Below are 13687 nucleotides of genomic sequence, written 5' to 3'. Positions count from 1 at the left end.
CCGCGCGGGTTTCAATTCGTGCGGACAGGCGAAAGATCATGGCGGGCCACGTCGTTCCCCATTTCCACAATTCGGCCGGCGTGCCGAGCATCGCCATCGGCGCGCGGAAGTTCATGTGCGTGGGCGCGCTGCCGCCCTACGACCATCCGCATGTCTTCCTCGACATGGGGTCGGACGACGAGATCATCTGCCCCTACTGCTCGACGCTCTACAAGTTCGACGCCAAGCTCCACGGCACCGATTCGACCCCGCCGGGCTGCCTCTACGAGACGCCCGTCGCGGCCTGACCGGGCAGCCGATCCATGCCCCGGGGCTCCATCGCCATTGCCGGTGCCGGCATTGGCGGCCTCACCGCGGCCATCGCGCTGGCGCGGGCCGGGTTCGAGGTCGCAGTGCTGGAGCGCGCCCATGCGCTGGAAGAGGCCGGGGCGGGCGTCCAACTCGCCGCCAATGCCACGCGCTGCCTGCAATCGCTCGGCCTCTATGAGCGCATCGCCGCTGACGCGGTGATTCCGGACGCCTTTGCGGTGATGGACGGGCGCCAGGGCACCGGCATCACGCAGGCCGCGATGGGCGCGGAGGCCGAGGCCCGCTTCGGCGGCCCCTTCATCGTCGTCCACCGCGCCGATTTGCAGGCCGCCCTGCTCGCGGCCGCGCGCGAGACGCCGGGTATCTCGATCCTCCTCGACTGCGCGGTGCACGGCTTCGAGCGGCAGGGCGATGCCCTCGCCATCCACGCCCATGGCGGGACCACGGCGCGCGCCGATGCGCTGATCGGCGCCGACGGGCTGCGCTCCTTCGTCCGCCTCCAGCTCTTTCCCGAGGCCAAACCGTCCTTCCGCCATCGCGCCGCCTGGCGTGCCACCGTGCCGACGAACGCCCTGCCCGCTGCCCTCGCCGACCCGGTGACGCGGCTCTGGCTCGGCCCGGGGGCCCATCTCGTCAGCTATCCGGTGAAGGCGGGCACGGCGGTCAACCTGGTCGCCGTCACGCCCGACGAGCGCGAGGACCATGGCTGGAGCCAGGAAGGCTCGCCCGACGAACTCATCGCCCATTATCGCGGCTGGAGCCGGCAGACCCTCGCCCTGCTCGGCGCGCCCGAGCGCTGGCTGCGCTGGGCGCTGTTCGACCTCGACCCGCTGCCCGGCTGGGGCGCGGCGACGGGGCCCGTCACCCTGCTCGGCGACGCCGCCCATGCAATGCCGCCCTTCCTCGCCCAGGGCGCGGCGCAGGCGATCGAGGATGCGGTCGTGCTCGCCCGCTGCCTTGCGGACGGCGGCGACATTCCCGCCGCCCTCGCCCGCTACGAGGCCGCGCGCCGGCCACGCACCGCCGCCGTGCAGCGCGCCGCCCGCTCCATGGACCGCATCTACCACCTCTCCGGCCCGGCGCGGATGGCACGCGACTTCGTCATGCGCGCCCGCTCGGGCAGCGCGGTGCTGGAGCGCTATGGCTGGATCTATGGCTGGACGCCATAAGGCGCCTACACCGCCGCCTTCAGCCCGGAAATGCCGATCACGATCATGGCGAGGCAGACGAGCTTGGAGACGCTCAGCGTCTCTCCCAGCATGAGCGTGCCGAACAGCACCGTGCCCAGTGTGCCGATCGCGGTCCACACCGGGTAGGCGACGCTCACCGGCAGGTCCTTCAGCGCGAGACCGAGGCAGATGAAGCCGGCGATGCCGGTGGCGCCGGTAATCAGGCTCGGCACCAGGCGAGTGAAGCCTTCCGCATTCTTCATGCTCATCGCGAACACGACTTCGAGCAGGCCGGCAATGCCGAGATAGACCCAGGCCACGATATTCGAACTCCAAGGACGACCCGACGCCGGACGATTCGACGGCGCCGCGAGAAATGACTCAGGCTTCGTTTAGTCGATGCCGCCGGCACTGGACAAACGCCGATTTCTCACCTCATGAATGAGTTTCATTCATCCGTAGGATTGCCCCATGCGCCGCCTTCCGCCGCTCGGCTCGCTGCGCGTCTTCGAGGCGGCGGCCAGGCTCCAGAGCTTCAAGCGCGCCGCCGCCGAGCTCGGCGTGACGCCGACCGCCGTCAGCCACCAGATCCGCCGGCTGGAGGCGGAGCTGGGCGTAGCGCTGTTCGTGCGCCAGACCCGCAAGGTGGCGCTCACCACGGAAGGGCGAGCGCTCCTGCCGCCGCTGCGCGGTGCGTTCGACGACATGGCCGAGGCGATCGACGCGCTGCGTCCGCGCACCGGCCGGCAGGTGGCGACGCTGTCCGCCACCACGGCGCTGAGTGCCCGGCTGCTGGTGCCGCGCATCGCCGGCTTCCGGGCCCGCCATCCGGGCTGGGACCTGCGGCTGCACGCTTCCGACGAACTGGTCGACCTTGCCGCCGGCGAGGCGGACGCCGCCATTCGCTACGGGCGCGGTCCCTATCCGGGCCTCACCGCCCTACCCCTGCTAACGGAAGGCTTCGCGCCGGTCTGCAGCGCCCATCTCACTGTCCGCCGGCCCGAGGACCTCGCGGGCGCGACGCTCATCCATCTGCGCGGCGTGCCGCCGGCGCTGGAGGCGATCCTGCCGAGCTGGGCCGCCTGGGCGCGCAAGGCCGGGCTGAAGACGCTCGACACCGATGCCGGCCTCTCCTTCAGCGACGAGACCAGCGCCATACAGGCGGTCATCGCCGGTCACGGCGTCGCGCTGCTGGGGCTTCCGCTCGTCGCCGCCGAGCTCGCCTCGGGTGCGCTGGTGCAGCCCTTCGGCCCGCGCATCGAGGGACTGGCCTATCATCTCGTCTACCCGGCCAACGCGGCGGAGCGGCCGGCGGTCGCGGTGCTGCGGAGCTGGGTGATGGACGAACTCTCCGCCATCCGCACGCCAAGCCCGCCGCCCATGCCCGGCAATGGCTGAAACATGCCGGACAATTGCGCTGGGTCACGCCCGCCCGGCGCGCGGAATGCTAGACGGTCCAGAGGCTTGGATTCAGACGACCGGCCTTGAATCGTCTTTGCTCATGGCGGCCATGAAAACATCTCGTTTTCCGATCGAAGGCGGCGACGTTAACATGCGTGCATCACGTCGGCACTCAACCTGCCCGCGCGCTCCCGGAGATTGACCCATGCCCGCCGCCGCACCCGCGCTTGCCGCGCCACGCAGCTTTTTGCCCTTGCCGCTGCTGATCGCGCTGTTCTGCGTGCTCTGGTCGGCAGCCTTCGCCGGGGCCAAGCTCGCGCTGGGTGACTGCCCGCCGCTGATCCTGCTGTCGGCCCGGCTGCTCGTGGCCGGCGTGATCATGATCGTGCTTGCCTGGTGGGTGGACGGGCGGCCGGCCATCGGGCGGCGCGACCTGCTCGCGCTCGTCTTCGTCGGGCTGCTCAACAATTCGCTCTATCTCGGCCTCAACTGGACGGCGCTTACCTTCACCTCCTCCGCCTATACGGCGGTGCTCACGAGCTGCCTGCCGCTGGTGGTGGCGCTGTTCGCCGGGCCGCTGCTGGGCGAGCGCATGACGCTGGTGAAATGGGCCGGCATCGGCCTCGGGCTGGTCGGCGTGGTGATCGTGCTGCGCTCGCGCCTTGCCGGCGCGCATGAGAGCCTGGCCGGCACTCTGCTCGTCGCCGGCGGGGTCTCGGCGCTCGCGGCCGGGACGCTGGCCTTCAAATATCTGCGGCCGCGCGGCGGGGTGTGGACCGGCAACGCCATACAGTGCCTCGCCGGAGGGCTGGCGCTGGTGCCGATCGCGCTGATGACGGAGAACATGGGCGATATCCGCCTCACCGCCAACCTGTTCGCCGGCTTCGCCTATCTCGTGATCGGCGTGTCGATCGGCGGCTACGGGCTGTGGTTCTACCTGCTCACCCGTTCGAGCGCGACGGCGGCCTCGAGCCTGCACTTCCTGATGCCGCCGCTCGGCCTGTTCTTCGGCTGGCTGCTGCTCGGCGAGGCGGTGCCCCCGCTCGACATTCTCGGCATCGTGCCGATCGCGCTCGGCATCTGGCTGGTCACCCGCCCGGCGCAGGCCTGAGGCGCGGCCCGGCGAGGGAGGCCACGCTCAGGCCGCCACGTGCGCGGCCTGCAGCGCCTTGACCAGCGTGTAGGAACGCTTCTTGGCGGCGAGGTCATGCACCGGGGTGGTGATCATGATCTCGTCGGCCAGCGTGGTGTCGAGGAAGTTCTCAAGCCCTTCCGCCACTTTCTGCGGGCCGCCGACCAGCACCTTTGAGCGGTTGCGGCGGATGAAGGAGCGGTCGGCCTCCGTATAGGGATAGGCGGCCGCCTCCTCCGGGCTCGGCACCGGCCCGTAATCGCCATGCATGCGCCGCAGATGCGAGAGATCGACGCTGCCGGCCAGCCACTCGGCCTCCTCGTCGGTCGGCGCGCACACCACCGACAGGGCGAGGAGCGCGTGCGGCTTGTCGAGCCGCTCGGAGGGCTGGAACGCCTCGCGATAGCCCAGCATGGCGTCGAGCACGTCGTGCTCGGCGAAATGATGCGCGAAGGCGAAGCCCACCCCGACCTGCGCCGCCAGCCGCGCGCTGTAGCCGGACGAGCCCAGCAGCCAGATCGGCGGCAGCTTCACGTCGACCGGCATCACCTTGATGTTGCGGAAGGGATGGTCGGCCGGCCAATTGCCGGTGTCCCAGGCCATCAGTTCGCGCAGGCGGTCGAGGAAATCGTCCGCCACTTCGACGTCGCGCCGCCGGCGCAGCGCCAGCGCCGTGAGTTGATCGGTGCCGGGCGCGCGCCCGAGGCCGAGATCGACCCGGCCGGGATAGAGCCCCTCCAGCACCTTGAAGCGCTCCGCCACCATCAGGGGGGCATGGTTGGGCAGCATCACCCCGCCCGACCCGACGCGGATCCGCTCGGTCGCGGCAAGGATCTGCCCGGACATCACGTCCGGCGCCCCCGAGGCGACCGATGGCAGGTTATGATGCTCGGCAACCCAGAACCGGGCGAAGCCGAGCTGATCGACATGGCGGGCAAGCTCGACCGTCCCGCGCAACGCCTGCGGCCCGGTGCCGCCGGAGATCACGAAGGAAAGGTCGAGCACGGAGAGCGGGACGGAGGAGAGACGGGTCATCGGCCTGAGATGGGCAGCCTACGCGCCTTTGCAAGCATGCGGGACGATGCGGACAGGACGATGAACCGATGACGGATGGTGACGTTGCGTCATTCTCGACCTTCGCCATTTGTGGCCCGCCGCGAGCCGGACGGCGCGGCGGAAGGCCGGACGGCATCCAAGGTGTAACCTCATACGAGATAAGGTTGTACCTTGCCGAAATGCGGTTTCACCGATAAGGAGAACCCGCCCTGAACGAGGCGCAACCAGGTACGGCGGAGCGGAGAGCGGGTCATGGCCAACACGACCATCGGCGTGAAGATCGACGAGGAGCTGCGCGACCGCCTGAAGGCCGCCGCCGAGCGCGAGGGCCGTTCCGCCCACGCCCTCGTCAAGCAGGCCCTCATCACCGCCATCGAGCGCGTGGAGCACGGTCTGCCGCCCGCCACCGGCACGGGCGAGGCCGAACCCGCGGCGCCGGATGGCGCGGATACGGCCGATGCCGCCGCCAGCCCCTTCCTGCCCTTCGCCCGCGGCGTGCACCCGCAGAGCGTCCTGCGCGCGCGCATCACCGGCGCCTACCGCATGCCGGAGACCGAATGCCTGCCGCTGCTCGTCGGCCCCGCCACCCTGCCGGGCCCGCGCGCAGAGGCCGCGAAGGAGCGCACCCGCGCGCTGGTGGAAGCGCTGCGGGCGAAGGGCCAGAAGGGCCCGGTGGAAGGGCTGATCCACGAATATTCGCTCTCCAGCCAGGAGGGCGTGGCGCTGATGTGCCTCGCCGAGGCGCTGCTGCGCATCCCGGATCGGGCGACACGCGACGCGCTGATCCGCGACAAGATCGGCCATGGCGACTGGCAGGCCCATCTCGGCCATAGCCCTTCGCTGTTCGTCAACGCCGCGACCTGGGGCCTCGTCCTCACCGGCAAGCTCACCACCACCTCGAGCGAGGCGGGCCTCTCCGGCGCGCTGACCAAGCTGATCGGGCGCGGCGGCGAGCCGCTGATCCGCAAGGGCGTCGACGTCGCCATGCGGATGATGGGCGAGCAGTTCGTCACCGGGCAGACCATTTCCGAGGCGCTCGCCAATTCGCGCCGCATGGAGGCTAAAGGCTTCCGCTACTCCTTCGACATGCTCGGCGAGGCCGCCGCCACCGAGGCCGACGCGCAGCGCTACCTCGCCGATTACGAGCAGGCGATCCACGCCATCGGCAAGGCCTCGGCCGGGCGCGGCATCTATGAGGGGCCGGGCATCTCGATCAAGCTCTCGGCCCTGCATCCGCGCTACTCGCGCGCCCAATATGACCGCGTTATCAACGAGTTGCTGCCGCGTATTGTCACGCTGGCCAAGCTCGCGCGGCATTACGACATCGGCATCAACATCGACGCCGAAGAAGCCGACCGGCTGGAGCTGTCGCTCGACCTTCTGGAATCACTTTGTTTCGAAGAGTCTCTAAGTGGCTGGAACGGCATCGGTTTCGTCATCCAGGCCTACCAGAAGCGCTGCCCCTATGTGATCGACTACCTCATCGACCTCGCCCGTCGCTCCGGTCACCGGCTGATGATCCGGCTGGTCAAGGGCGCCTATTGGGACAGCGAGATCAAGCGGGCGCAGCTCGACGGGCTGGAAGGCTTCCCGGTCTATACGCGCAAGGCGCACACCGACGTCGCCTATCTCGCCTGCGCCCGCAAGCTGCTCGCCGCGCCGGACGCCGTGTTCCCGCAATTCGCCACCCACAACGCGCAGACCCTCTCCACCGTCATGGAAATGGCGGGGCCCAACTACTATGCGGGGCAATATGAATTCCAGTGCCTGCACGGCATGGGCGAGCCGCTCTACGAGGAGGTGGTGGGCCGCGAGAAGCTGGGCCGGCCCTGCCGCATCTACGCGCCGGTGGGCACGCACGAGACGCTGCTCGCCTATCTGGTGCGCCGGCTTCTGGAGAACGGGGCCAACTCCTCCTTCGTCAACCGCATCGCCGACAAGGCTGTCCCGCTCGAGGAGCTGATCGAGAGCCCGGTCGAGGCCGCCGCGCGCGTCGAGCCGCTGGGCGCGCCGCACCCGCGCATCGCCGCCCCGGCGGAGATGTTCGGCGAGGTGCGGCGCAATTCCGCCGGCCTCGACCTCTCCAACGAGCAGCGCCTCGCCTCGCTCGCCGCCGCCCTGCTCGCCGGCAGCGCTGCGCCGCTGAAGGCCGTGCCGCTGCTCGGCGACGGGTCTGCCGCCGGCATCGCCCGCCCGGTGCTGAACCCGGCCGACCATCGCGACGAGGTCGGCACGGTCGAGGAAGCGACGCCGGAAATCGTCGCCCGCGCCATGGAGCTCGCCCATGCAAGCGCGCCGATCTGGCAGTCGACGCCGCCCCAGGAGCGCGCCGCCTGCCTGCTGCGCGCGGCCGAGATCATGGAAGCGCGCATGCCGGCGCTGATCGGCACCATCGTGCGCGAGGCCGGCAAGTCCTATCCCAACGCCATCGGCGAGGTCCGCGAGGCGGTGGATTTCCTGCGCTATTACGGCGCGCAGGTGCGCGACGGCTTCTCGCTCGACACCCACCGCCCGCTCGGCCCGGTGGTGTGCATCAGCCCGTGGAACTTCCCGCTCGCCATCTTCACCGGCCAGGTCGCGGCCGCGCTCGCCGCCGGCAATGCGGTGCTCGCCAAGCCGGCGGAGGAGACGCCGCTGATCGCCTGCGCCGCCGTCGAGATCCTGCGCGAGGCCGGCGTCCCGCCGGGCGCGGTCCAGCTCGTGCCAGGCGCGGGCGAGGCCGGCGCGGCGCTGGTCGGCGACGCGCGCACGCGCGGCGTCATGTTCACCGGCTCCACCGAGGTCGCCCGCCTCATCCAGCGCCAGCTCGCCGAGCGGCTGAACCCGGACGGCGGCGTCATCCCGCTCATCGCCGAGACGGGCGGGCAGAATGCGATGATCGTCGATTCCTCGGCGCTGGCGGAACAGGTGGTGGCGGACGTGCTGACCTCCGCCTTCGATTCCGCCGGCCAGCGCTGCTCGGCGCTGCGCATCCTGTGCCTTCAGGAGGACGTCGCCGACCGGATGCTGGAGATGCTGCGCGGCGCGCTCAAGGAGCTGTCGGTCGGCAATCCGGTGCACCTGTCGACCGATATCGGCCCCGTCATCACCGCCGAGGCCAAGGCCGGCATCGAGTCCCACATCGCCCGGATGCGGGAGGCCGGCCGGCGCGTCGAGCAGCTCGCCCTTGCCGAGGTTTGCCAGCAGGGCACCTTCGTGCCGCCGACCCTGATCGAGATCGACCATATCGGCGAGCTGACGCGCGAGGTGTTCGGCCCGGTGCTGCATGTCGTGCGCTACCGGCGCGAGGCGCTCGGCGAGCTGATCGAGGCGATCGACGCCACGGGCTACGGCCTCACCTTCGGGCTGCACACCCGCATCGACGAGACCATCGCCCAGGTCACCGCGCGCATCGAGGCCGGCAATATCTATGTGAACCGCAACGTCATCGGCGCGGTGGTCGGGGTCCAGCCCTTCGGCGGGCATGGCCTGTCGGGCACCGGGCCGAAGGCCGGCGGGCCGCTCTATCTGCTGCGCCTGCTGTCGCAGCGCCCGGCGGTCAGCCTCGCCGCCTCGAACGCCTCGAACGCCTCGGACGAGGCGCGGCTGTGGGTCGACTTCCAGTCCGATCCCCTCACCCGCGATCTCGCCGGCGCCGCGGTGGGCTGTGCGCCCTACGGCCATCAGGCCGAGCTTGCCGGGCCGGTGGGCGAGCGCAACCTCTACGCCCTCGGCCCGCGCGGCACGGTGCTGTGCCTCGCAGCCACCGAGCGCGGCCTCGCGGTGCAGATCGCCTGCGCGCTCGCCACGGGTAACCGTGTGCTGCTGGAAGGCTCGACCCTGCCGCCGCTGCCGGCCGGGCTGGAGGGCTGGATCTCGCTGGCCGAGGCTCCGGAGGGTGGCGACATCGAGGGCGCACGCTTCGACGCCGTGCTGTTCGAGGGCGACGGCGACGCGCTCCGGCGCCTCAACCAGGACATCGCCGCCCGGCAGGGCGCCATCGTCCTTGTGCACGGGCTCACGCCCGAGGCGCTGGAATCCGGCGCGCTCTACCCGCTCGACATGCTAATGCTGGAGCGCTCGATCAGCACCAACACGGCGGCGGCCGGCGGCAATGCCAGCCTGATGAGCATCGGCTAGCCAAAAAGCCGCCAAGCCACGAAAAAGGGACGGCAGTCGCCCGCCGTCCCTTCCTGCGTTTGTCGTGTCGCGCGATAGGCTTACGCGGCCTGAGCCAGCGGCTTGCCCTCGACGAAGGCGAGCAGGTCCGGGTTGAGCACGTCCGCATGCACGGTCAGCATGCCGTGCGGATAGCCGGGATAGGTCTTCAGCGTGCCGTTCTGCACCAGCTTGACCGAGAGCCGGCCGGCATCGTCGATCGGCACGACCTGGTCGTCCTCGCCGTGCAGCACCAGCGTCGGCACGCTGATCGCCTTCAGGTCCTCGGTCTGGTCGGTCTCGGAGAACGCCTTGATGCCCTCGTAATGGGCCTTGGCCGAGCCCATCATCCCCTGCCGCCACCAGTTGCGGATGACGCCATCGGAGATCGTCGCGCCCGGCCGGTTGAAGCCGTAGAACGGCCCTGTCGGAACGTCGAGGAAGAACTGGGCGCGGTTGGCGGCCAGCGCCGAACGGAAGCCGTCGAACACCTCGATCGGGGTGCCGCCGGGATTGGTCGCGGTCTTCACCATCAGCGGCGGAACGGCGCTCACCAGCACCGCCTTGGCGACCCGGCCCTGCGGCTCGCCGTGCCGGGCGACATAGCGCGCGACCTCGCCACCGCCGGTGGAATGGCCGACATGCACCGCGTTGCGCAGGTCCAGATGCTCCATCACCGCCGCGGCGTCGGCGGCGTAATGGTCCATGTCGTGGCCTTCGGAGACCTGCGCCGAGCGGCCATGGCCGCGCCGGTCGTGGGCGATCACGCGGTAGCCCTTGCCGAGGAAGAACAGCATCTGGGTGTCCCAATCGTCGGCCGAGAGCGGCCAGCCGTGGTGGAACACGATCGGCTGGGCGTCCTTCGGACCCCAGTCCTTGTAGAAGATCTCGACACCATCCTTGGTTGTAACGTAGCCCATGGTGAAATTCCCTGTGTTTGCGAGGCGTTCAGTCTGGACGGATGCCCCGATCGCCATACCGTGGACGGCGCGGTCGAGGGACGGGACGGGCGCTCACGGGCGCCCGTCGAACGTGGCCGGCTTCGTCGCGGAACCGGATGCGCCGCGGCTGCGCGGCGAAGCCCGCCCGGTCAGCCCCGCATGCGGTTGGCGCTGCGCCACTGATAGGGCGTCTCGCCGACGATCTTGCGGAACACGGTAGTGAAATGTGCCTGCGTCTGGAAGCCGACGCCGAGCGCGATCTGGATCAGCGAGTCGCCGCTCTCCAGCATCATCTGCTGGGCCGCCTCGATCCGCTGGCGCAGCAGGTAGTCGTGCGGGCGCATGCCGGTCGAGACCCGGAACTGGGCGGCGAAGTGCATCCGGCTCAGCCCGGCCGCGGTCGCCATGTCGGCCAGCGTGACGCTTTCGGCCAGGTTCTCGGCGACATAGGCGGCGACGCGCTTGAAGCGCCACTTCGGAAGGCCGGACTTGGGCCGGCGCGTTTCCTTCGGTTGCACCGGCGCGTCGGCCGGAGCCTCGAGATCCGCGGTGCGGGTTTCACCGCCGGGCAGACCGAGCAGCCGGGTGAGGATGGCGAGCCGCAGCGCGTCGGCATAGAGGCCGGAATATTCGCTGCCATTGCCCTGCGCGGCACCGAGCGCGAGGGTCAGCCGGTCGATCACCGGATCGCCGCGGCCGGAGAGGTCGCCGTCCCGGCCGGACAGCATGCCGACCACGCGCTCATATTCGCTGCGGGGCATGGCGAGGCGGACGACGTCCGCGTCCGGCCCTTCCGGCGTCCGCCCGTTCTGCGGCGAGACGGCGACCGACATGCCGACATGGTCGAGGCGGACGGAAAGACTTTCATTCGCGCCGTCCCATGCGCCCGCGGCGCTGCGGGGCGCCCGGCCATGGGCGGCGGCCGGCTGGATTTCGACGATACGGGGGGTGACGGCGAGGCCTTCGAAAGGCGGCGAGACATGGAGCGACATGGGCCTGATCCTCTGATCTTCGAAGCTGCAGAAGCCGCTGGATGCTGCCTTCAGGAGAGATCCGCAGATCGGGGGATGGTGCTTTGCCCTCCCCGCGACATCGGTTGGTTCTCTCGATCCGGCGATGCGTTCCGCTCGTTGCTGGCGATGTTCGAAGGATGATCGAGCCGCGTCCCGCCCTCCATTCTACGTGGGTTTGGCCGCTTATATGATGAGTTTGAACGACCGATACCTTGGTATGGTGCCGCCGGCACGGGACGAGGAGAACCGGGAGAGGACGGCCGTCGGGAAGCGCCGCCTCGCGCCCGGTGCGTGCGTTTCGGATAGACTGCCGCGCGCCGACGCGGCGTTGATGGGCCCGCATGGCATGCGGAGGATGGCGCGCGGCAAACAGGCGCCATCGGGGATCGGCAGGCTGGGACATGGACGATCGCGGTGATGCGACGGGGCACGAGGATACCGACATCGAACCGAGGAAGAACTGGCAGATGGCCGTGCTGGCCACCATCCTCGCCGCGGCGATCTTCGCGCTCGACACGTTCTCGCCGGTCGACATGGCGATCGCGGTTCTCTACGTCGTCGTCGTCCTGCTGGCGGCGAACTATGTGGAGCGGCGGGGCCTTCTGGCCATTTCCGGCCTGTGCGTCGGCCTGACGCTGGCCAGCTTCTTCATCATCCATGGCGACAGCTTCGATCTCGGTTCGGTCATGCGCTGCGCGGTCAGCATCGCGGCGATCACGGTCACCACGCTGCTGTCGCTGCGCAACCAGGACGCCACCGATTCCCTGAAGGAGCAGGCCGCCCTGCTCGACCTCACCCATGACGCGATCTTCGTGCGCGATACGGAAGACGTCATCCGCTACTGGAGCCAGGGCGCGCAGGAGCTCTATGGCTGGACGCGGGCCGAGGCGGTCGGCCGCAACGCCGCCGATCTGCTGAAGACCGCCTTCCCCCACGCGCTCGCCGCCATCCGCCGCGAGCTGCTCCAGACCGGCCGCTGGGAGGGCGAGCTGACCCATACCCGCAAGGACGGCAGCCGGGTGACGGTGATGAGCCGCTGGTCGCTGCAGCGCGACGAGCGCGGGCGCCCCGCCGCCACCATGGAGACCAACAGCGACCTCACAGAGCGGCGCCGGGCCGAGGACGCGCTGCACCAGACCCGCACCCAGCTCACCCACGTCACGCGCATCACCACGCTCGGCGAGCTGACCGCTTCCATCGCCCACGAGATCAACCAGCCGCTCGCCGCCGTTGTCACCAACGGCGCGGCGTGCCTGCGCTGGCTCGACCGGCCCGAGCCCGACATCGGCGAAGCCAAGGCCAGCGTCGAGCGCATGATCAGCAACGGCCGCCGGGCGAGCGACGTGGTAGCGCGGCTGCGCGCCCTCGCCCGCCGCAGCGAGCCCCAGCACACGCCGCTCGACGTCAACGAAGTGGTCGAGGAGATGCTGCAATTGCTGGAGCGCGAGCTGGCCCAGCACCGCATCGCGCTGGAGCTGGCGTTCGACCGCCACGTGCCGGCGGTGGCCGGCGACCGGGTGCAGCTCCAGCAGGTACTCATCAACCTCTCGCTCAACGCCATGCAGGCGATGGACGCGGTCCCGCCGCGGGGCCGGCGTCTCGGCATCGTCACCCGTGCGGAACAGGACGAGGACGGCCGCGCCGTCGTCATCGAAGTGCGCGACCGCGGGCCGGGAATCGCGCCGGAGAACCTGCCGAAGCTCTTCAACGCCTTCTACAGCACCAAGCAGGACGGCATGGGGATGGGCCTGTCCATCTCCCGTTCCATCATCGAAGCCCATGGCGGGCGCATCGCCGCCGCGCCGAACGAAACGGGCGGCATGACCTTCGCCGTCAGGCTGCCCGTGCCGGAGGATGAACCGACGTGATCGCCCCGCCCTCTCAGCCTACCTCCCCGACCGACGAGCCGCTGGTGATCGTGGTCGACGACGACGCCGAACTGCGCGAGGGCCTCTCGAGCCTGTTCCGCTCCATCGGGCTCCGGGTCGAACTGTTCGGCTCGGCCGGCGAGCTGCTGGCGGCCCGTCTGCCCGACGTGCCGCGCTGCCTCGTGCTCGACATCCGGCTGCCGAATGTGAGCGGCCTCGATTTCCAGAGCCAGCTCGCCCGCTCGGACGTCGAGATGCCGATCATCTTCATGACCGGCCACGGCGACATCCCGATGTCCGTGCGGGCGATGAAGGCGGGCGCGGTCGACTTCCTCACCAAGCCGTTCCGCGACCAGGACATGCTCGACGCGGTGTCGGCGGCGCTGCAGATGGACCGCGAGCGGCGCGCGGCCCAGAAGAGCGTTTCCGACGTGCGCGCGCTGTTCGACACGCTGACCGCGCGCGAGAAGGAAATCATGACGCTGGTGACCACCGGCCTCATGAACAAGCAGGTCGCCGCCGAAGTCGGCTTGAGCGAGATCACGGTCAAGATCCACCGCGGCCATGTAATGAAGAAAATGGGCGCGCGCTCGCTCGCCGATCTCGTGCGCATGGCCGAGACACTCGGCCTGCATGATGCCAAGAGATAGGCTGGCAAACC

Annotated in this window: 11 protein-coding genes; 7 read left to right on the top strand and 4 right to left on the bottom strand. The window is 69.9% G+C overall.

What is annotated here, in order from left to right:
- Positions 1 to 38 precede the first annotated feature (38 nt).
- A complete protein-coding gene (locus tag NVS83_RS19790) occupies positions 39 to 287 on the top strand; it encodes a zinc-finger domain-containing protein (RefSeq protein ID WP_258740839.1) in 249 nt (82 codons plus the stop codon).
- 15 nt (positions 288 to 302) lie between these two features.
- On the top strand, positions 303 to 1478 hold the full coding sequence (locus NVS83_RS19785) for an FAD-dependent monooxygenase (RefSeq protein ID WP_258740838.1): 1176 nt from the start codon (positions 303 to 305) through the stop codon (positions 1476 to 1478).
- A gap of 5 nt (positions 1479 to 1483) precedes the next feature.
- Here the strand turns inward: NVS83_RS19785 and NVS83_RS19780 are convergent, their stop codons facing one another.
- Entirely contained in the window at positions 1484 to 1798 is a 315-nt protein-coding gene (locus tag NVS83_RS19780; protein WP_258733102.1) for a DMT family transporter, read from the bottom strand.
- 151 nt (positions 1799 to 1949) lie between these two features.
- Between NVS83_RS19780 and NVS83_RS19775 the strand changes: the two genes are divergently transcribed.
- The gene (locus tag NVS83_RS19775) at positions 1950 to 2876 is read left to right on the top strand and encodes a LysR substrate-binding domain-containing protein (protein ID WP_258740837.1); all 927 of its coding nucleotides are present in this window, start codon (positions 1950 to 1952) and stop codon (positions 2874 to 2876) included.
- A gap of 208 nt (positions 2877 to 3084) precedes the next feature.
- A complete protein-coding gene (locus tag NVS83_RS19770; protein ID WP_258740836.1) occupies positions 3085 to 3990 on the top strand; it encodes a DMT family transporter in 906 nt (301 codons plus the stop codon).
- Between the two features lie 27 nt (positions 3991 to 4017).
- On the opposite strand, the gene NVS83_RS19765 is transcribed toward NVS83_RS19770, so the two are convergent.
- Complete coding sequence (locus tag NVS83_RS19765; RefSeq protein ID WP_258740835.1) at positions 4018 to 5046, bottom strand: LLM class flavin-dependent oxidoreductase; 1029 nt, start codon at positions 5044 to 5046, stop codon at positions 4018 to 4020.
- 273 nt (positions 5047 to 5319) lie between these two features.
- On the opposite strand from NVS83_RS19765, the gene putA reads away from it, so the two are divergent.
- Complete coding sequence (putA, locus tag NVS83_RS19760; RefSeq protein WP_258740834.1) at positions 5320 to 9186, top strand: trifunctional transcriptional regulator/proline dehydrogenase/L-glutamate gamma-semialdehyde dehydrogenase; 3867 nt, start codon at positions 5320 to 5322, stop codon at positions 9184 to 9186.
- A gap of 80 nt (positions 9187 to 9266) precedes the next feature.
- Here the strand turns inward: putA and NVS83_RS19755 are convergent, their stop codons facing one another.
- Both NVS83_RS19755 and NVS83_RS19750 read right to left on the bottom strand, forming a co-directional pair.
- On the bottom strand, positions 9267 to 10181 hold the full coding sequence (locus tag NVS83_RS19755) for an alpha/beta fold hydrolase (protein WP_374115091.1): 915 nt from the start codon (positions 10179 to 10181) through the stop codon (positions 9267 to 9269).
- A gap of 113 nt (positions 10182 to 10294) precedes the next feature.
- Positions 10295 to 11137 carry a helix-turn-helix domain-containing protein gene (locus tag NVS83_RS19750; protein WP_258740832.1) on the bottom strand — a complete coding sequence of 281 codons (843 nt, stop codon included), beginning with the start codon at positions 11135 to 11137 and terminating at the stop codon, positions 10295 to 10297.
- A gap of 422 nt (positions 11138 to 11559) precedes the next feature.
- Here NVS83_RS19750 and NVS83_RS19745 point away from each other — a divergent pair, with 422 nt between their 5' ends.
- Together NVS83_RS19745 and NVS83_RS19740 are read left to right on the top strand one after the other, a co-directional pair.
- Complete coding sequence (locus NVS83_RS19745) at positions 11560 to 13026, top strand: two-component system sensor histidine kinase NtrB (protein WP_258740831.1); 1467 nt, start codon at positions 11560 to 11562, stop codon at positions 13024 to 13026.
- Positions 13026 to 13676: a response regulator transcription factor gene (locus NVS83_RS19740; protein ID WP_374115093.1), complete on the top strand. Its 651-nt coding sequence runs from the start codon at positions 13026 to 13028 to the stop codon at positions 13674 to 13676. Before NVS83_RS19745 ends, NVS83_RS19740 begins: the two co-directional genes overlap by 1 nt.
- Positions 13677 to 13687: the final 11 nt, after the last annotated feature.

The sequence above is a fragment of the Ancylobacter mangrovi genome (assembly GCF_024752335.1).
GTDB lineage: Bacteria > Pseudomonadota > Alphaproteobacteria > Rhizobiales > Xanthobacteraceae > Ancylobacter > Ancylobacter mangrovi.
The sequence above is the reverse complement of the archived record's forward strand: the minus strand, read 5'-3'. Positions and strand labels throughout refer to the sequence as shown.

Bases quoted from the DNA above. Each gene is read 5' to 3' on its own strand.
- NVS83_RS19750 (WP_258740832.1), bottom strand. From the start codon at position 11,137: ATGTCGCTCCATGTCTCGCCGCCTTTCGAAGGCCTCGCCGTCACCCCC.
- NVS83_RS19790 (WP_258740839.1), top strand. From the start codon at position 39: ATGGCGGGCCACGTCGTTCCCCATTTCCACAATTCGGCCGGCGTGCCG.
- NVS83_RS19755 (WP_374115091.1), bottom strand. From the start codon at position 10,181: ATGGCGATCGGGGCATCCGTCCAGACTGAACGCCTCGCAAACACAGGG.
- NVS83_RS19770 (WP_258740836.1), top strand. From the start codon at position 3,085: ATGCCCGCCGCCGCACCCGCGCTTGCCGCGCCACGCAGCTTTTTGCCC.
- NVS83_RS19745 (WP_258740831.1), top strand. From the start codon at position 11,560: ATGGACGATCGCGGTGATGCGACGGGGCACGAGGATACCGACATCGAA.
- NVS83_RS19785 (WP_258740838.1), top strand. From the start codon at position 303: ATGCCCCGGGGCTCCATCGCCATTGCCGGTGCCGGCATTGGCGGCCTC.
- NVS83_RS19765 (WP_258740835.1), bottom strand. From the start codon at position 5,046: ATGACCCGTCTCTCCTCCGTCCCGCTCTCCGTGCTCGACCTTTCCTTC.
- putA (WP_258740834.1), top strand. From the start codon at position 5,320: ATGGCCAACACGACCATCGGCGTGAAGATCGACGAGGAGCTGCGCGAC.
- NVS83_RS19775 (WP_258740837.1), top strand. From the start codon at position 1,950: ATGCGCCGCCTTCCGCCGCTCGGCTCGCTGCGCGTCTTCGAGGCGGCG.